This window comes from Rhodococcus sp. 14-2483-1-1 (genome assembly GCF_002259335.1).
In the GTDB taxonomy this organism is placed as follows: domain Bacteria; phylum Actinomycetota; class Actinomycetes; order Mycobacteriales; family Mycobacteriaceae; genus Rhodococcoides.
The window spans coordinates 268,533-285,048 of sequence record NZ_NPFX01000011.1 but is presented as its reverse complement, the minus strand read 5'-3'; the positions used below and the strand labels follow the sequence as shown (position 1 = coordinate 285,048).

Genomic DNA, 16,516 nt, shown 5'->3' with positions numbered 1-16,516 from the left:
CCACGATAAGTCCACTACCCAATCCACGCCCTTCATCGTCATTCACGCCCGCTCTAGGCGGTGTAGATCCCCGCGAGGGGCGTGAATCCCAGCATCAGGGCCCTTACGTGACACCTGGTCCGTAATTGCACGTGACAGTTGTCAGCTGTTCGCCATGACGGCCGAAACGACCTGGCAATTGGCGTTGACCTGCGCTTTCTTCGAGGTGGAGAGTCTGATGTGTCGCCGAGGAACACGGCTGAAGATCCACAGACGAAAGAGCGAAGGGAATTGCAGATGATCACGCAGAATTCGACTCGCACCGAGGCGGTGGGTACCGAGACAGCACTCGCGGTACACGCCACCGGTGTCCACAAGTCGTTCAGCGACTCCACGGGCTCGAAGTTCCGCGCCGTTCGCGAGTTGAACCTCTCGATTCCCCGCGGGCAGGTTGTGGCGTTTCTCGGACCGAATGGCGCAGGCAAGAGCACGACGATCGACATGATCCTCGGACTCACCGAACCGGACGGCGGCACCATCGAGGTGCTCGGCACCGATCCGCTGACCGCCGCATCGACAGGACGCAGCGCCGCGGTACTGCAGTCCGGTGGACTGTTGCCCGACGTCACCGTCGGCGCACTGGTCGCGATGATGAGCTCGCTGTACATCGGGGCCGATCCTGCCGCCGCGATCACCCGCGCCGGACTCGGTGATCTGGTGAATCGACGCGTATCGAAATGCTCTGGTGGCGAACAGCAGAAGGTGCGGTTCGCTCTCGCGCTCCTGTCCGACCCCGAACTACTGCTGCTCGACGAGCCGACCGCCGGCATGGACGCCACTGCGCGCAAGCACTTCTGGCAGGCGATGCACGCACAGGCAGCCAACGGCACCACCGTCATGTTCGCAACCCACTACCTCGAAGAGGCTCAGGACTTCGCCGATCGAATCGTCGTCATCGTCGACGGCGCCCTCGTCGCCGACGGCACGGTGGACCAGATCAAGGCCACCGTCTCCAATCGGACCGTCGACGCCAACCTGCCACGCTCCGAGGCCGAATTCGTTGCAGGGCAGACCGGCTCGCGACTGCAGGAACTCGCCAACGGCCGGTTCCGCTTCGTGTGCACCGATACCGACCCCGTGGTGCGCGCACTGAGCACGTCGACCTCCGCGACCGATATCGCGATCGTGTCGGCCTCACTCGACGAAGCATTCTCGGCGCTGACCGACCGCACTCACCAGAACTGAGGACATTCAATGACCACTACAACCTCACTACGCCCCCGCCGCGGACTACACCCCACGTTCGTACTGCACGACATCCGTAGGCAGATCACCCCACAGAATCTGATCTTCACCGTCGCGCTGCCCGCCGTGCTCTACCTCGCCCTGTTTCGCGTCGTGGAACCCAGCGCCGGAGTTGATCTGCCGCACGGCAACTTTCAGGCCTGGATGATGATCGGAATCGCCGTCTACGGTGCGTCGATCGGCACCATCTCGCGGGCCGCGGGCATCTCGAACGAGAAGGCCAACGGCTGGCTGCGGACAATTCGCCTGTCGCCCTTGGGTGCCGGCGGCTACGTCGCATCGCGCATCATCGCCTGCCAGGTGTACGCGGCCATTCCGGTCATCGTGGTCGGCATCCTCGGAGCACTCACCGGGGCCCGCGCCGACGCGATCGTCTGGATCACCGGGCTCGTCGTGGCCTGGATCGGATCTGCCATCTTCTCCGCTCTCGGCCTGGTGCTGGGGATGCTGCTGCCACCCGAGGTGGTCACCCACGTTCCCGGCGTCGTCATGACCGGGCTCGCCTTCCTGGGCAACATCTTCATCCCGCTCTCGGGCGGCATGCTCGCAGTCGCACAGGTGACACCGCTCTACGGTGTGGCGACACTGGCCCGCTACGCGCTGACCGACGGCTACAACCTCGACGGATCTCACGCCTCGCTCGCAGGTGCCCTCATCAACGTCGCGGCTTGGTTCTTCGGATTCTCCTTCTCCGCCGTCCGGCGATTTGCTGGGGCGACCGGACGCCAGTGACATGCAGGTCACGGTTGCCCAGCGCGGAGGCGTCGTCCATAGTGTGGGTTCCTTACCCGGAGAAAGTGACGGCAGTGACCACGCAGACGACCGATGCCCGACGCGACGAGCGGTTCCCCAGCGCGTTGGTCGCGTTCATTGCGAGTTGGTTCGTCGTCGCGCTATTCACGTTCTTCGCTCTCACCACGGTGTTCGATCATCGGGAAAGCATCGGATACGGGCTTGCCGCACTGTCGGCGTCGATCGTCGTCTTCGTCGCTGGCGTCATGGTCCTGGCGCAGCGCATGTTCGTTCACGGACGCGTCGATCCGCGGCTGACTGTCGCGGCCTGGATCGCGATTCCGTTGGGCATGGTCGTGGTCCCGCTTTCCGAGGTGTGGGAAATGTGCGGCATGTCGGTGGCGATTTCGTCAACGCTGGTGCGTGGGCGCTGGGCGCCAGCGGTCGTCGGCGGAGTATTCGTTATCGCGACGGTCGTCACCGTCGACGTGGACCGGGCTGATCCTCTGGAAGCATTCATCATCACGCTGTTCACCCTCGGTGTGACCATTGTGCTGATCGCACTCACCGAACTTGCTCGCGCACTCGACGCGCTGCGTGCATCACGTGAACAGGTCGCACGACTGCTGGTCGACGCTGAGCGACATAGGATTTCGCGGGATTTGCATGACGTCATCGGCCGCACTCTGGTGACCGCGCAGCTACGCAATCAGGCTGCACTGCAGATGTTCGAGAATCAGCCGGAGAAGGCCCGCGAGCAGCTCGGGCATGTGCACGAGGTCCTCAACAGTGGTCAGGCCGATCTGCGGAGGATTACCAGCGGACCCATCCTCGACGACTTCATCTCGGAGCTGGCAACCGTCGAAGCGATGTGTGCCCGGCTGGGCATCGACTGCCTCACCTCGGTGGAAGCCCCGCCGGGCAGCGACGTGGACCGCATCTTCGCCGCGGTCGTACGCGAATCGTCCACCAACATGCTCAAGCATGCTCACCCACGCAGGTGCACCGTTCGAGTCTCCACGGAGGGGGGACGCGACGTCTTCGAGTTCACCAACGACGGCGTCACCCGTGAGGAGACCGACGCAGGTACGGGAACCGGGATCACTGCACTGACCCGTCAGGTGGAAGACGTCGGAGGAAGTTTCACAGCCGGTAAGACGTTAGCGGGCACCGAGTTTCGAGTCGTGGCAACAATCCCGCGGAAGGGGGCCGATGCATGACGATCACCGTGTTGCTTGCCGAGGACGTCGCTCTACTGGCCGAAGCCTTCGAGGTGTTGTTGTCCACCGACCCGGACATCGAGGTGGTCGGACGAGTGTCCCGAGGAGATGAAGTATGCGATGCCGTCTCTCGCTTGCGACCGGACCTGGTCCTGATGGACATCGACATGCCCGGGATGACAGGCATCCAGGCCACCGCCGCCCTTCGAGCATTGAATGATCGCACCCCGGTGCTGCTGCTGACTGCCCTACCCGGCAGTGGGCATGTGCACGACGCCCTCGCCGCGGGAGCGAATGGGTACCTGCTCAAGAGCACTGACGCGGTGCACCTCTTCGCCGGCATCAAGGCCGTGTTCTCCAAGCACACCGTCATTGATCCGGCCCTGGCTGCCGAGGCACTGCGCGCCGGGCCGAATCCGTTGCGTGACCGAGAACTCGACGTGCTGAGACTCGTCGACCAGGGCCTGTCCACGAAGCAGGTCGGCGAACGGCTGTTTCTCAGTCCCGGTACCGTCCGCAACTACCTCTCGAGCACCATCACCAAGTTGGGCGCAAGCAGCCGACTCGAGGCCATCCGCACCGCACGCGAAAACGGGTGGCTGTAGCGGACCTGGTCGTTCACGATCGATCTCGATGCGCGAGAAGCCGCCGATCGGATGCGATCGTGAACCTTCAGGTCCGCTGAATATTCAGCCTCCGTGCGCCTCGACGGCCACCGGCTGCCATTCGCGCCAGTTGGCCAGACGCGACTCGTAGTCCTTCGTCGCGATCTGGAGCGGTGCATCGCCGAAAAAGACTCGCAGTGGCGGCTTTTCGGCGTCGATCACCTTGAGCAGTGCCGACCGTGTAGCGCTCGGATCACCCGGAGTTGCCTGCCGGGCACTGCGCAGCTTCGCTGCCTTGTCTCGAATCGGGTCGTACGCGGCGATGTCGGTGGACTTCTTCGCGGACGGGCCGGACCAGTCGGTGGAGAACCCACCCGGCTCGATCAGCGTCACGTGGATACCGAAGTCTTCGACCTCTTGGGCCAACGCCTGACTGAAGCCCTCGAGGGCCCACTTGGAGGCGTGGTACGCACCGACATTCGGGAACGCGGAGATTCCGCCGATGGACGACACCTGCAAGATGTGGCCACTCCCCTGCTCACGCATGAACGGCAGCGCCGCCTGCGTGACCCACAGCGCTCCGAAGACGTTGGTCTCGATCTGCGCGCGGGCGTCCTCCTCGGAGATCTCCTCGATCATGCCGAACTGGCCGTAGCCGGCGTTGTTGATGACGATGTCGAGTGAGCCGAACGTGTCGTAGGCCTGCTGGACTGCCGCGAAGTCGGCGGCACGGTCGTTCACATCCAGTTCGATCGGCAGAATCGCATCGCCGTACTGCTCGACGAGATCCTTCAAGGTGTCTGTGTTGCGGGCGGTTGCCGCCACGCGGTCGCCGCGCTCGAGGGCTGCGATCACCCACTCGCGTCCGAACCCCTTGGATGTACCGGTGATGAACCAAGTCTTCGCTGCCATGAAACTCGTCCCTTCGCTACACGGACAAAAGTAGGGACGACGTCCGCTGCAAACGCCTCTCGGCGAGTGGTCGCTCGTAGCGACAAATGGGGTGAGGCCCGGGGCTTGCCAAGCGAACGCCGTCGAAAGAGTCCAACGAGGTGCCTTCGCCGACTATTCCCCGCACGTCAGCTGTGTTCGGTGATCATCACCGCCATGGTGTTCGGCTCCAGCGCCTCGAAGATGTGCGGCACATCTCCGGGGTAGGCGACGTAGTCGCCCGGAGCCAGTTCGACGGCCTCTCCCGTCGGCCCCACCAGGGCTCGTCCTGCACTGAGCACCACATGCTCGACGACATTCGGCGAGTGCGGGTCCGAGCGCCTCGGCTCGCCGACGTCCGCGCTGATCAGGTAGATGTCCCGTCGGGCGTTCGGCGGTGACGACGCCAGCAGCGTTGCTGTGTAGTCCGCTCTGTCCGACGCGAATCTCGGTCCTTCTCCCGCGCGGATCAGCCGGACCGACTGCTTCGCGGGCTCGACCAGTCTGGAGAACGGCACGCCCAGCGTGACGCTGAGCGCCCAGAGCGTTTCGAGACTGGGATTGCCGGTGCCCGATTCCAGTTGCGACAGTGTCGATTTCGCGATTCCTGCGCGGCGGGCCACCTCAGCCAGAGAGAGGCCGACGCGTCGTCGTTCCTGCTGGAGGGCTGCGGCGATAGCTGCTATCGGTGGACCGGTATCCGCCATTCGTTCACTCCATCGGTACGTACGTTTGATTTGACGAACACCCTAACATCGTCCACTATAACGATCATGCGTTCGACATGGCGAACCCTGCAGGGGGTCAACATCCGCGACATCGCGTTGGTCTGTCTGGCCGACGCCCTCGTCGGAGCCTCGTTCGGTGCGATCTCCGTGGCCGCCGACCTGCCGCTGTGGCTACCGGTGGTGATGTCACTGGTGGTCTTCGCGGGCTCCTCACAATTCATCTTCGTCGGCATACTGGCCGTCGGCGGCAACCCCGTCGCCGCAGTCGCGAGCGCTCTACTCGCCAACACTCGACTGGTTCCACTCGGCTTCTCCATCGGAGCTGTGTTCGAGAACGTGTCACCGCTGAAGCGGCTTCTGGGCACGCACCTCATCACCGACGAGGCCGTCGCCTTCACCGTCGCAGAAAAGGACGAGGGCGGCCGTCGAACAGCGTTCTGGCTGTGCGGAATCGGACTGTTCGTCACCTGGAACATCGGGGTGCTGATCGGCACGCTCGCCGGTGGCGCAATCACCGATACCGCCGCGCTCGGACTCGATGCGGCGTTCCCGGCCATCCTGCTGGGACTGATCATGCCTGCCCTCCGAGACCGAGCTACCCGCAATGCCGCCCTCGTCGGCGCAGTGATCGCCCTGGTCGCCTCGATGCTCCTGCCCAGTGGGCTGCCGGTGCTCCTCTCGTTGATCGCCGTCGTTCCGGCCATGCTCTCCACTGCTCCTGGCACACAGAAGGAACCCGCATGAACCTCACGATCCCGCTGATTGCACTGATCGTCGGCACCTACGCACTCCGCATCGCTGGGCCGGCACTGCGCACGCGAATCACCATCTCGCCGCGCATCGACAGGGTCATGAACACGTCCGTTGCCGTGGTGTTCGTCGCGTTGGTCGCCACCTCCTCCCTGCTCGTGGGCAAGGACTTCGCGGGCTTCGCTGCCCCGATCGGCGTCACCGTCGCGGGCATACTCGCCTGGCGAAAAGCACCCTTCGTCGTCATCGTGATCGCCGCAGCAGCAACCACTGCGGGGCTGCGCTGGATCGGCGTCAACTGACCATCCGCACACAAACTACATCCGCCGACGCACCCAAATCCGTCCCCCGCGCTCGCCGACACCGACACCCAAGTCCACTCGATGTGACATTGACCCCCGAAAAGGCCACCAGATGTCACATCGAGTACCGGGGAACGGGAACAATGGAAGAGGAACACGGGAAAACGACTGTCGACTTTGGGAGCAGCAATGACCGCGCTGGATGCAGTACGACGACGGTGGCCGAAGACGATGCCTCTGCAGCCGTTGCCGTCGGAGTCGTGGGCCAAGCAGGAGCCCACCTGGAAAGGCGCGAATCCCCAGGTCATCGAGTCCGCTCTCAAGCGCGCAAAGACGCGGACCTCGGGCAACTGGTTCGTGTTCGCCGCTAGTCGCGACATCAAGGCCGACAAGCCGTTCGGTCGTTACGTGGGCACCACCGAACTCGTTGCCTGGCGTGACTCGGCGGGCAAAGTGCACATCGGCCCCGGCGCGTGTCCGCATCTCGGCGCTGCGCTGGACACCGCGAAGATCGAGTGCGACGCGCTGGTCTGTCGCTGGCACGGTCTGGCGCTCGGCCCGAAGGGCAAGGCAGGTTGGCGTCCGGTTCCCGCATTCGACGATGGAGTTCTGGTCTGGGTGCGACTCGACGAGCTCGGCGGTGAGGAGCCGACACCCGTCCCCGTGGTCCCGATCCGCCCGCCCGCTTCGACCGCCATCGCCGGCGTGGTCACTCTTGTCGGCAAGTGCGAGCCCGACGACATCATCGCCAATCGCCTCGATCCTTGGCACGGCGCGTGGTTCCACCCGTACTCGTTCGCGAGATTGAAGGTGGTCAGTGCGCCCACCGAGATCGACGTGCCCGACGAGGAAGATCGCTTCCTCGTCGACGTGACCTTCAGAGTCAGTCGCGGCGTCGGAGTTCCGGTACGGGCCGAGTTCGTCTGCCCCGGTCCCCGCACCATCGTCATGCGCATCCTCGACGGCGAAGGCGCGGGCAGCGTCGTCGAAACGCATGCGACGCCACTGGCCCCAGCAGCCGACGGCACGCCGCGTACGGCCGTCATCGAGGCCACGATCGCCAGCTCCGATCGCCCGGGCTTCCAGATGGCGCGCAAGGTATCCGGACTGCTGCGACCGGCGATGAACTTCACCGCCGCACGCTTGTGGAAGGACGACCTCGACTACGCCGAACGCCGCTACGAACTGCGCTCGACGGGCCGGGCCTGAGTGCAGCTCTACCACGTGTGCTTCGCCGTGCAGGATCTCGACGCGGCGATGTCGGACCTGTCGGCGACGACCGGTGCACGGTGGCGAGCGCCTCGTACAGGCACGCTGGGCGAGTGGACCTATCGCATCGTATTCTCCATCGCCGCTCCACATTTCGAGTTGATCGAGGGCCCACCCGGTAGTCCATGGGACTGCACGACGGGCCCTCGATTCCACCACCTCGGCTTCTGGTCCGACAGCATGGACTTGGACCGCACGGCCCTGGACGGCGTCGGACAAACCGTGTTCGATGCCTGCCCACTCGGCCGGCCGTTCAGCTATCACCGGATCGACAGCATCGGAGCAAACATCGAACTGGTCGACCGCTCAGCCGAACCGGGCTTCCGCACTACGTGGGATCTTTGACCACCTGACCCTCGACGAACTCGGCCAGTTGACCGATGACGGTTCCCCAACCGTCGAAGAAACCGTACTCCTCGTGCATCTTTCGATCCTCTTCGTTGCGGTGCATCACGTGGGCGCGGTAATCCGTTCCGTGGGGATGATCAGCGAACGTGATCACCGCGGTCATGAACAACTGCGGTGCGGGCCGCCATCCCTCGACGAGTGAATTCGTGAACACGATGCGCTCACCGTCGTCGACGGCGAGGAAACAACCGTCGATATGAGGCTCGTAAGGTCCGCCGGACTCACTGATCAGTGTGCGGAATGCGCCACCGGGCTTCGGATCCCAGGCATCGACGCGGCACAGCGCGGGAGCGGGAATCCACCACTTCTCGAATTTCGACGGGTCCGTCCACGCACTCCAGACTGCTGCGCGTGGTGCCTTGATGACGCGGGAGATGGTCAGGTCCAGAGCAGGATCGATCGATGTCATTGCGTTTCACTTTCTTTCGAGGTGTCGGTGACGAAGTGTTCGAGGCGATCGGTGCGGGATTCCCAGACGGCCCGCTGTTCTTGTAGCCAGTGACCGGCGACGTCCAAGTTGGCTCGCTCGATCGTGCATGCGCGCACTCGACCGACCTTGCGCGTGCTTATCCAGCCACTGCGCTCGAGCAGACGAATATGCTTCATGAAGGACGGCAGGGTCATGTCGAACGGTTCGGCGAGCTCGCCCACAGTTGCCGGTCCCGACCCGAGCCGACCCAGAACCGCGCGCCGTGTCGGATCGGCCAAGGCTTGGAAAACGTCGTCGAGAAGTTCCGGATACTGAGCCATAAGGCACACTATCGCCGCAGTAATACTTAGCGCAAGGGCTAAGTGTCGGCGACGTCATGCAGGAACTCGACCCCTGCTGCGCCGCAACACTATTGGAGCTGAAAATTTCTCGAGAAACTGCTCGCAGACTCTTGGCACTCCAAGGGTGAGAGTGCTAATTTCTGTTCTGCACAGTTGAGGAGCGACTCGCCACAGGGGTGAGCGCATCTGCGTACAGGAGGTGGTTGCTGTGCTTCGATTCGATCCGTTCCGTGACGTCGATTCACTGGCTTCGGCGATGCTGGGTGTCTCTTCCGGTTCGGACCGCGCCCCACGATTCATGCCGATGGATCTCTACAAGGTCGATGATCACTACGTACTCAGTGCCGATCTGCCAGGCATCGACCCCGGATCCATCGACGTCGACGTCGATCGCGGCACCTTGACGCTCACCGCTCATCGTTCGGTACCGGAAAGCTCTGGTGTGCAGTGGATTTCCTCGGAGCGCTTTGCCGGAACCTATCGCCGCCAGGTCTCACTCGGTGATGGCGTGGACACCGAGCGTATCGCTGCGTCCTACGACAACGGCGTCCTGTCGGTGACGATTCCGCTCGCAGAGCGTGCGAAACCTCGAAAGATCGACATTGCTCGCACCGAGTCGACCAGCGAGCAGAAGTCCATCGAACACGAGCCGGCCTGAATCGAACCGACCACGACACGGCAGTGGGGGTGATGCGCATGGAATCCGATGCAGTGGTGTGGGCGGAATCGACAGATCGTGAGCACTGGTGGCGCACGGTGGTAGGCGTCGAGACGAGCATGAGGGAATGCTCGACGGCTGATGTGGTCGATCAGTGTCGAGCCGAGCCCCTCGACGACGATCTCTACCCGCATACGCAGCAAGCAGCGTGACGAGAGGGGGCCGGCACCGAACACTCGGTGCCGGCCCTCTTCGTCGGAACCCCTACAGCGACAACGAGTAGAACGTGCTGGACGGATCCAGCACGTAGTCCCCGAAGGGCGGACACTCGACGAATCCGTGGCGCACATACAGCCTGCGGGCCGCAGCGAAGTAGTCCTGCGTTCCCGTTTCCAGGCTCACCCGGCCGTATCCGCGTCGACGCGCATCGTCGAGCACGCGAACGAGCAGACTCGACGCCACTCCGCGACCTCGCGCCGCCGCCGACGTGCGCATCGACTTCAGCTCGCCGTGATCGGGTGAAAGCTCCTTCACAGCAACGATTCCCAGCAGTGCATCCACCGCCCAGGCAGTCCACACAGTGACGTCCGGTCCGCTCAGGCCGGACAGATCGAGGGCGTGCACACTCTCGGCAGGCGAGGTGGCGTGCATGTCCGTGAGATGCTCGGTGAGCAGTGCACGGACTTCCGGACGCGACAGATCGTCGACCTCGATCCGCATCTCCGACGTCACCGATTCATGAGCTTTTCGATGGCGTCGAACATCTTGAATCTTCCACTTGTGGGCACTGTTTCGATGTCATGTCCCGCGATACCCCAGCTCGACAGAAGGGTGTTGGCAGCTTGCAACCCTGTGGTGGCTGCGCGCTCCATCAACGCCACGGGCAGATCGATGCGGATGCCGTCGCCCGCGAGGACCAGCGCAGGTTCGGGAGTGCGGACCGTAGGCCGCTCGGCGAACGCTCCGAGTCCGAACATGGGGCAGTCGTCTCGCCATTCGGACCGCTCGGCAATCACTTCTGCCGCAGCCGTTTCCGGATAGATCTCGTGCATCCGATCCATCAGTTGCGCGCGGGTGACTTCCTCGGATTCCTCGGCGGCGTAGGCGTGCAGTTCGACGACGGAGCCGCCGGTGCGGGCAGCCCACTGCGCGGCCTCGTCCTCGAAACGTTCGAGCACACTGATGTTGTCGATCGGCGGCATTCCGCCGGTGCCGATGAAGGCTGGGCGATCTGCGTTGACCGGCTTGCTCAGCCACACTCGGTGAACCAGGAACGGCGGTGTGTTCTGCAGCGCGGCAATCTGTTCCCGCCACGCGGACGTCCCGAGTTCGGGTGACTGCGCGAGCACTCGCTGCAATCCGGCGATGTCGGTAGCGAGGACCACGGCGTCGGCGTCGATGATCCCGCCGGCATCGACGCGGAACTTGCGGAGGCCGCCGCGGGTGATCTCGCCACACGGTGTCGACGTTCTGATCTCGACACCGAGCCCGGTGAGGTACTCACCCAACGGATTCCACAGCGCCCGTGGATACGGGTCACGGGGAACGTCGAAGATCAGCCCCTCGGAAGAACCCAGGAAGTAGATGTGGAACATCATCGCCAGCTCGGCAGCCGACATCTTCTCGGGATCGGCGAAGAAGCTACGCGAGAACACCCCGAACGCCAGATGACGCGCTGCCTCGGGAAAGTTGATGTTGCGCAAAAACTCTGCGGCCGGAGTGGTGTCCAGCTCGTCGAAGGTCTTCGGCACGCTCACCGTCATCAGCGGCAGTGCCGCAATACCGTTGAGGTCGGTGAGGTCCTTCCACCGGAACGTCGGACTACGCTTGACAAACGCGAAGGCGTTGAGCGGCGGCGTATCCGGTAGCCCCTTGAATCCGTCGATCCGGCCGTCGCCGTCGATCAACGGGTAATCGTCCACCGGACGCAACCGAGCCAACCCCGGATCTGTGCGGCGCAACAGGTTTCGGAGGTTGTAGTACTGACGAAAGAATGCGTGGAAGCCGCGGCTCATTGTCGCGGGCGAGCCGTCCTCCAGCGTCGTATCCCACCCGCCGACGCGGCCACCGAGGTAGCTCTCGCGCTCGACCACGTGCACCTTCACGCCGCGCTCGGCCAGGGCGGTTGCGGCGCTCAGTCCGGCGATACCGCCGCCGACCACCACCACATGTGGAACGTCGGCCAACTGACCGGCATCGGAATACCCCTGCGGCGCAGCATGGGTGACCTTCTTGGAATCGGTCAACGCTCTTCCTCCGCGGGCCGGGAGCCGAGGAACGTGTGCACCACACCGTTCTGCCATCCGGTCATCGTCTCTCTGGCGACGCCGGTGTAACCCGCACGCTGCATTCGCCGCATGAAGGCAGAGGCACCGTCGAAGGTCACGACACTGCGCCACAGGTGCCGGTACAGGGTGGCGTCGCGCGTCGCCAGCCAACCGAGCGGAATGATGATGCCCCAACTGACCACGTTCCAGGAGATCCTGGCTCGCAGCGAATCGTGTACCGAGTACTCGTGGAATGCGATGGTCGAGCCCGGGCGGAGCAGCGACAGAAGCGATTTGAGCTCGGTGTCGGGTTCGTCGACATTCCTGATGAGATACGCGGCCAGGATTGCGTCGAACGGGCCGTCGACCCCGTTGACCGCCAGGTCCTCGACACGCGAGTGCACGAACGTCACGTTCGCCGGCCAGTCCTTGCTACGGGCCACCTCGAGCATTTCGGCAGACGCGTCGGCAGCGACGATCTCCGCGTGCGGTGCGGCTTCGAGCAGCGCGGCTGTGGATGCGCCCGTGCCGCAACCGATGTCGAGCAGACGCAGGCCCGCACCGAGATCGGGGATCCGCAGGCGCTGAGCTGACTTGAGCAGATGTTCGTGATAGCCGGGGTTCGCTCCGACCAGTCGGTCGTACGCCTTCGCACCGACGTCGAATGCTCCGGGAACTTCGTTACGCGGCAGTCCGCTCTTACCGACCTTCACAGTGCCTCTTCCTTGCTCACGCGGGCAGAGGGCCCACCTTGGACCGTTACGACATCACCGTGCTGCAACTGCCGTCCGCGCCGCACATCGACGTCGCCGTTGACGCTCACCAGACCGTCGGCGATGACGCCCTTCGCCTCGGCACCGGATTCGATGAGGTTGGCGAGCTTGAGGAACTGACCCAATCTGATCGATTCGTCGCGAATGGGGACATCGTGTGCGTCGGACATGGCTCCATCCTGTACTAGCGCGCCGTTCGCTGCTACCAACGAGTCACATCGACGAACGGAACCTCCGCAATCGCAGGCTGTTGCTCACCACGAACACCGAGGACAACGCCATCGCGGCACCGGCGAGCATGGGGTTGAGCAGGCCCGCAGCGGCCAGCGGAACGGCAGCGACGTTGTAGGCGAAGGCCCAGAACAGGTTGCCCTTGATGGTGCTCAGCGTGCGACGTGAGAGCCGGATGGCATCGCCGACGGCCCGCAGATCTCCTCGCACCAAGGTGAGATCACTGGCCTCGATCGCCACATCGGTGCCGGTCCCCATCGCGAGGCCCAGGTCGGCCGTAGCCAGCGCGGCCGCGTCGTTGATGCCGTCGCCGACCATCGCGACGACCTTGCCCGACGCCTGCAACTCTCGAACGGCATCGACCTTGCCCGACGGCAACACGCCTGCGATGACCTGGTCGATTCCCACCTCGGCAGCGATGGTCCGGGCGGCGGCCTCGTTGTCTCCGGTCAGCATCACCGGAGTCAGGCCGAGTGCCCACAGTTCGGCGACGGCCTGCTTCGAGGTCGGCTTGACCGAGTCGGAGACCACCAGCACCCCGCGGGCTTTGCCGTCCCACCCGAGCGCGACGGCTGTCCGGCCCTGGTGTTCGGCGGTCTCGAAGGCATCGGCCAACTCTGCCGGCAGGGGCATCGACCAGTCGGCCAGCAATGTGCGACGGCCGATGACGGCAGCGCGCCCATCCACGACGCCCTGCACCCCCAGGCCCTCGAGGCTGGTGAACTCCTCGACAGCCGTGGACTGGGTCGAACCCGCGATGGCCCGGGCGATGGGATGCTCCGAACCCGATTCCAACGCTGCCGCCACGGCACGGACAACGTCCTCGTCCTCACCGTCGGCCACGTGCACCGAATGCAGAGTCATCTCGCCGGTGGTGACGGTGCCGGTCTTGTCCAGTACGACGGTGTCCACGCGTCGGGTGGATTCGAGAATCTCCGGGCCCTTGATCAGAATCCCGAGTTGCGCAGCCCGGCCGGTGCCGACCATCAGTGCGGTGGGCGTGGCCAATCCGAGCGCGCAGGGGCACGCGATGATCAGCACTGCGACCGCAGCGGTGAACGCTCCGGCTGCGGAACTGCCTGCACCGAGCCAGAACCCGAGCGTGGCGACCGAGATCGCGATGACGATCGGTACGAAGATGCCGGAGATGCGATCGGCCAAGCGCTGTGCCTGAGCCTTACCCGTCTGCGCATCCTCGACTGCCTTCGCCATCTGCGCCAGCTGGGTATCCGATCCGATTCGGCTTGCGCGCACGACGATTCGGCCACCGACGTTGACCGTCGCACCGACCACGGCGTCGCCGATGCCGACCTCCACGGGCACGGATTCACCCGTCAGCATCGACCGGTCGACGGCCGAGGACCCACTCTCGACGGTGCCGTCGGTGGCTACCTTCTCACCCGGACGAACGACGAACAGATCTCCGACGGCCAACTGATCGATCGGAATCTGTTGTTCTTTATCACCTTTCAGGACGGAGACCGTCTTGGCACCGAGGTCCATGAGGGCGCGCAGCGCCGCCCCGGCCTGCCGCTTCGATCGACTCTCGAACCAGCGACCCGCCAGAATGAACGTGGTCACCCCCGCCGCGGCTTCGAGGTAGATATTGCCTGCGCCATCCGTCCGCGCGATCGTGAACTCGAACGGATGCGTCATACCAGGTGTGCCCGCGGTGCCGAAGAACAGTGTGTAGAGCGACCACCCCAGCGCCGCAAGGGTTCCCATGCTGACGAGGGTGTCCATGGTCGAGGTACCGTGCCGCAGGTTGGTCCACGCGGCACGGTGGAACGGTAGAGCCCCCCACACGACGACGGGAGCAGCGAGCGTCAGCGACAGCCACTGCCAGTTGGTGAACTGGAAGGCCGGGATCATCGCCATCGCGATGACCGGAAGGCTGAGCACGGCCGAGACGATCAACCGCTGTTTCAGCGGATCGGTAGGGAGTTCGTCCGCGGTCTCGGCGGCAGGCAGCGTGGCGGTGTAACCGGCGGCTTCGACGGCGGCGATCAGATCCTCGGTGGCCACGCCGTCACTGGTGACTCGCGCCTTCTCGGTCGCATAGTTGACCGTCGCCGATACCCCGTCGAGCTTGTTGAGCTTGCGTTCGATGCGATTGGCGCACGACGCACAGGTCATGCCGCCGAGGATCAGCTCTGTTTCCTGGCTCATGCCTGCCCCTCCTGTACCTCGATGGTGAATTCGGCTGTGTGCACGATGCCCCCGTGCTGGAAGTCCAGATAGAGCGCATATGTTCCCGCCGTGGGCGCGTCGACGGTGAAGTCGACCGTCGGGCCCGGCGGCCCTTCTTCGGGGTGTACGTGCAGGTACGCCAGGTCGTCGGCCCGCAGTGCCACCAGATGTCCGTAGGCACCGAGGTACGGCTCGAGATCGGTGACCTCGCGTCCGTTCTGCTCGATCGTCATGGAAACGGTGGAGTTCGTGCCCGCGGTGACTGCACCGGCGAGCGTCACGGTGTAACCGTCGACACTCGATGTCACATTCGGTGGACTCAGGGGCTGCGGCCGATAGTCGCCGGGAACGGTCAGCTCGGCTCCGAGGGTGATGTTCTCGCCGCCGGCCGGCGTGAAATCAGCGAACAGTCGGTACGGGCCGGGCGTGGTGAGATCGAGAGCCGTCGACCATGTTCCCGACGCGTCACGCATCGGATGTACGTGTTGGAAGTCCGTCAGATCGCGTCGCACGACAATGAGGTGCAGTTCCTTGGTGTGCATGTCGTCGTAGTCGGCCAGAGCAGCCCCGTCCGGTCCCCGGATGGTGAAGGCAACCGGTACGGCCGGGCCGGACTCGACGACGGATCGATCGAGCTCGAGGGTGTAGCCGTCCTGGGTGGCCTGGAGCCCGGCCGGAATCGATGTCTCCTCGTTGTGCTCGTCGTGACCGGTGTGTGACTCGGCCGCGGTTGCCGGGGCCGCTGGTCCGATCGTGTCGCCGACGAACAGTGCCGCGAGAAACAGAAATGCGATCCCCACGAAGAATCCGACGAGTTTGGTGGGGGCGTCGAGTTCCTGCCGTCCGAAGTTCATGGCACTACCCTACCCCCCCAGGGTATCTAAGCGGTAGTTCCGAGGTGCATCTTGTAGCCGACGTGGGAGTCGACGAAGCCGAGACGGGTGTAGAAGCGATGCGCGGCCGTGCGACGGACATCGGAGGTCAGCTGCACCAAAGCGCATCCCCGCCGCTCGGCCTCGTCTATCGCCCACGTGATCAGCGCACCGCCGAGTCCCCGGTTGCGCCACCGAGCGTCCACTCGAACCGCTTCGATCTGCGCCCGCAGCGCTCCCCCGCGCGCCAGCCCAGGAATGATCGTCAACTGCAGTGTTGCCACCACCTCGTCACCGTCCACCACCACGACCTGGAGGTTCCGTGGATCCAACGAGATGTCATCGAGAGCGGCGCGATACCCGTCCATGTCGTCGGCGGACTCCCGCGTGACACCCAGCGGGTCGTCGACCAGCAATGCCACGATCGACTCCAGGTCCGACGCAACCGCCTCACGCACGACGCACGTCGACCCGTCGGTCATGTCGAATTCCGTCGGTGTCATTCGGGGGTGAATTGTCATGCGCA

At 64.3% G+C, this 16,516-nt stretch carries 21 protein-coding genes; 10 read left to right on the top strand and 11 right to left on the bottom strand.

The window, feature by feature from the left end; genetic code table 11:
- The first annotated feature begins 276 nt into the window (after window positions 1-276).
- From CH294_RS10150 to CH294_RS10135, 4 genes are all read left to right on the top strand, one after another.
- Complete coding sequence (locus tag CH294_RS10150; protein ID WP_094737816.1) at window positions 277-1,224, top strand: ABC transporter ATP-binding protein; 948 nt, start codon at window positions 277-279, stop codon at window positions 1,222-1,224.
- A 9-nt stretch (window positions 1,225-1,233) separates the two neighbouring features.
- Complete coding sequence (locus CH294_RS10145) at window positions 1,234-2,016, top strand: ABC transporter permease (RefSeq protein ID WP_094737815.1); 783 nt, start codon at window positions 1,234-1,236, stop codon at window positions 2,014-2,016.
- A 74-nt stretch (window positions 2,017-2,090) separates the two neighbouring features.
- Window positions 2,091-3,236 (top strand): histidine kinase, encoded by a 1,146-nt coding sequence (locus CH294_RS10140; RefSeq protein WP_141216480.1) that lies wholly within the window; start codon window positions 2,091-2,093, stop codon window positions 3,234-3,236.
- Window positions 3,233-3,841, top strand: coding sequence for a response regulator transcription factor (locus CH294_RS10135; protein WP_094737813.1), 609 nt, complete (start codon window positions 3,233-3,235; stop codon window positions 3,839-3,841). The genes CH294_RS10140 and CH294_RS10135 overlap by 4 nt, the downstream gene beginning before the upstream one ends.
- 84 nt (window positions 3,842-3,925) lie before the next feature.
- Here CH294_RS10135 and CH294_RS10130 read toward each other — a convergent pair whose 3' ends face one another.
- A complete protein-coding gene (locus tag CH294_RS10130; RefSeq protein WP_094737812.1) occupies window positions 3,926-4,753 on the bottom strand; it encodes an SDR family oxidoreductase in 828 nt (275 codons plus the stop codon).
- A gap of 167 nt (window positions 4,754-4,920) precedes the next feature.
- A complete protein-coding gene (locus CH294_RS10125; RefSeq protein ID WP_032378835.1) occupies window positions 4,921-5,478 on the bottom strand; it encodes an XRE family transcriptional regulator in 558 nt (185 codons plus the stop codon).
- Between the two features lie 66 nt (window positions 5,479-5,544).
- Between CH294_RS10125 and CH294_RS10120 the strand changes: the two genes are divergently transcribed.
- The 4 genes from CH294_RS10120 (at window position 5,545) to CH294_RS10105 (ending at window position 8,165) form a co-directional block, all read left to right on the top strand.
- Entirely contained in the window at window positions 5,545-6,243 is a 699-nt protein-coding gene (locus CH294_RS10120; protein ID WP_094737811.1) for an AzlC family ABC transporter permease, read from the top strand.
- On the top strand, window positions 6,240-6,551 hold the full coding sequence (locus tag CH294_RS10115; RefSeq protein WP_094737810.1) for an AzlD domain-containing protein: 312 nt from the start codon (window positions 6,240-6,242) through the stop codon (window positions 6,549-6,551). The genes CH294_RS10120 and CH294_RS10115 overlap by 4 nt, the downstream gene beginning before the upstream one ends.
- A gap of 189 nt (window positions 6,552-6,740) precedes the next feature.
- Window positions 6,741-7,760, top strand: coding sequence for a DUF5914 domain-containing protein (locus tag CH294_RS10110; protein ID WP_032401598.1), 1,020 nt, complete (start codon window positions 6,741-6,743; stop codon window positions 7,758-7,760).
- Entirely contained in the window at window positions 7,761-8,165 is a 405-nt protein-coding gene (locus CH294_RS10105) for a VOC family protein (protein WP_212709781.1), read from the top strand.
- On the opposite strand, the gene CH294_RS10100 is transcribed toward CH294_RS10105, so the two are convergent.
- Complete coding sequence (locus CH294_RS10100; protein ID WP_094737809.1) at window positions 8,149-8,637, bottom strand: SRPBCC family protein; 489 nt, start codon at window positions 8,635-8,637, stop codon at window positions 8,149-8,151. The genes CH294_RS10105 and CH294_RS10100 overlap by 17 nt on opposite strands.
- On the bottom strand, window positions 8,634-8,978 hold the full coding sequence (locus CH294_RS10095; protein ID WP_094737808.1) for a metalloregulator ArsR/SmtB family transcription factor: 345 nt from the start codon (window positions 8,976-8,978) through the stop codon (window positions 8,634-8,636). Before CH294_RS10095 ends, CH294_RS10100 begins: the two co-directional genes overlap by 4 nt.
- A 229-nt stretch (window positions 8,979-9,207) precedes the next feature.
- Here CH294_RS10095 and CH294_RS10090 point away from each other — a divergent pair, with 229 nt between their 5' ends.
- Both CH294_RS10090 and CH294_RS27455 read left to right on the top strand, forming a co-directional pair.
- Window positions 9,208-9,657: an Hsp20/alpha crystallin family protein gene (locus tag CH294_RS10090; protein ID WP_170944665.1), complete on the top strand. Its 450-nt coding sequence runs from the start codon at window positions 9,208-9,210 to the stop codon at window positions 9,655-9,657.
- 38 nt (window positions 9,658-9,695) lie between these two features.
- Window positions 9,696-9,869, top strand: coding sequence for a hypothetical protein (locus CH294_RS27455; protein ID WP_170944664.1), 174 nt, complete (start codon window positions 9,696-9,698; stop codon window positions 9,867-9,869).
- Window positions 9,870-9,921: 52 nt separating this feature from the next.
- Here the strand turns inward: CH294_RS27455 and CH294_RS10080 are convergent, their stop codons facing one another.
- The 7 genes from CH294_RS10080 to CH294_RS10050 are packed head-to-tail and all read right to left on the bottom strand — an operon-like array spanning window position 9,922 to window position 16,511.
- A complete protein-coding gene (locus CH294_RS10080; protein WP_349290430.1) occupies window positions 9,922-10,389 on the bottom strand; it encodes a GNAT family N-acetyltransferase in 468 nt (155 codons plus the stop codon).
- Window positions 10,386-11,903 (bottom strand): NAD(P)/FAD-dependent oxidoreductase, encoded by a 1,518-nt coding sequence (locus CH294_RS10075; RefSeq protein WP_094737806.1) that lies wholly within the window; start codon window positions 11,901-11,903, stop codon window positions 10,386-10,388. Before CH294_RS10075 ends, CH294_RS10080 begins: the two co-directional genes overlap by 4 nt.
- On the bottom strand, window positions 11,900-12,637 hold the full coding sequence (locus tag CH294_RS10070; protein ID WP_037174905.1) for a class I SAM-dependent methyltransferase: 738 nt from the start codon (window positions 12,635-12,637) through the stop codon (window positions 11,900-11,902). The genes CH294_RS10075 and CH294_RS10070 overlap by 4 nt, the downstream gene beginning before the upstream one ends.
- Window positions 12,634-12,867, bottom strand: coding sequence for an RNA-binding S4 domain-containing protein (locus tag CH294_RS10065; RefSeq protein WP_032401604.1), 234 nt, complete (start codon window positions 12,865-12,867; stop codon window positions 12,634-12,636). Before CH294_RS10065 ends, CH294_RS10070 begins: the two co-directional genes overlap by 4 nt.
- A 43-nt stretch (window positions 12,868-12,910) precedes the next feature.
- Window positions 12,911-15,097, bottom strand: coding sequence for a heavy metal translocating P-type ATPase (locus tag CH294_RS10060; protein WP_094737805.1), 2,187 nt, complete (start codon window positions 15,095-15,097; stop codon window positions 12,911-12,913).
- Window positions 15,094-15,972 (bottom strand): hypothetical protein, encoded by an 879-nt coding sequence (locus tag CH294_RS10055; protein ID WP_094737804.1) that lies wholly within the window; start codon window positions 15,970-15,972, stop codon window positions 15,094-15,096. The genes CH294_RS10060 and CH294_RS10055 overlap by 4 nt, the downstream gene beginning before the upstream one ends.
- Window positions 15,973-15,998: 26 nt before the next feature.
- Window positions 15,999-16,511 (bottom strand): GNAT family N-acetyltransferase, encoded by a 513-nt coding sequence (locus CH294_RS10050; protein ID WP_249305202.1) that lies wholly within the window; start codon window positions 16,509-16,511, stop codon window positions 15,999-16,001.
- Between the last annotated feature and the right edge of the window lie 5 nt (window positions 16,512-16,516).

What these genes read in the sequence shown, in the direction of transcription:
- CH294_RS10150 (WP_094737816.1), top strand. Translation starts at nt 277, where the DNA reads ATGATCACGCAGAATTCGACTCGCACCGAGGCGGTGGGTACCGAGACA.
- CH294_RS10145 (WP_094737815.1), top strand. Translation starts at nt 1,234, where the DNA reads ATGACCACTACAACCTCACTACGCCCCCGCCGCGGACTACACCCCACG.
- CH294_RS10135 (WP_094737813.1), top strand. Translation starts at nt 3,233, where the DNA reads ATGACGATCACCGTGTTGCTTGCCGAGGACGTCGCTCTACTGGCCGAA.
- CH294_RS10130 (WP_094737812.1), bottom strand. Translation starts at nt 4,753, where the DNA reads ATGGCAGCGAAGACTTGGTTCATCACCGGTACATCCAAGGGGTTCGGA.
- CH294_RS10125 (WP_032378835.1), bottom strand. Translation starts at nt 5,478, where the DNA reads ATGGCGGATACCGGTCCACCGATAGCAGCTATCGCCGCAGCCCTCCAG.
- CH294_RS10120 (WP_094737811.1), top strand. Translation starts at nt 5,545, where the DNA reads ATGCGTTCGACATGGCGAACCCTGCAGGGGGTCAACATCCGCGACATC.
- CH294_RS10115 (WP_094737810.1), top strand. Translation starts at nt 6,240, where the DNA reads ATGAACCTCACGATCCCGCTGATTGCACTGATCGTCGGCACCTACGCA.
- CH294_RS10110 (WP_032401598.1), top strand. Translation starts at nt 6,741, where the DNA reads ATGACCGCGCTGGATGCAGTACGACGACGGTGGCCGAAGACGATGCCT.
- CH294_RS10100 (WP_094737809.1), bottom strand. Translation starts at nt 8,637, where the DNA reads ATGACATCGATCGATCCTGCTCTGGACCTGACCATCTCCCGCGTCATC.
- CH294_RS10095 (WP_094737808.1), bottom strand. Translation starts at nt 8,978, where the DNA reads ATGGCTCAGTATCCGGAACTTCTCGACGACGTTTTCCAAGCCTTGGCC.
- CH294_RS27455 (WP_170944664.1), top strand. Translation starts at nt 9,696, where the DNA reads ATGGAATCCGATGCAGTGGTGTGGGCGGAATCGACAGATCGTGAGCAC.
- CH294_RS10065 (WP_032401604.1), bottom strand. Translation starts at nt 12,867, where the DNA reads ATGTCCGACGCACACGATGTCCCCATTCGCGACGAATCGATCAGATTG.
- CH294_RS10060 (WP_094737805.1), bottom strand. Translation starts at nt 15,097, where the DNA reads ATGAGCCAGGAAACAGAGCTGATCCTCGGCGGCATGACCTGTGCGTCG.
- CH294_RS10055 (WP_094737804.1), bottom strand. Translation starts at nt 15,972, where the DNA reads ATGAACTTCGGACGGCAGGAACTCGACGCCCCCACCAAACTCGTCGGA.
- CH294_RS10050 (WP_249305202.1), bottom strand. Translation starts at nt 16,511, where the DNA reads ATGACAATTCACCCCCGAATGACACCGACGGAATTCGACATGACCGAC.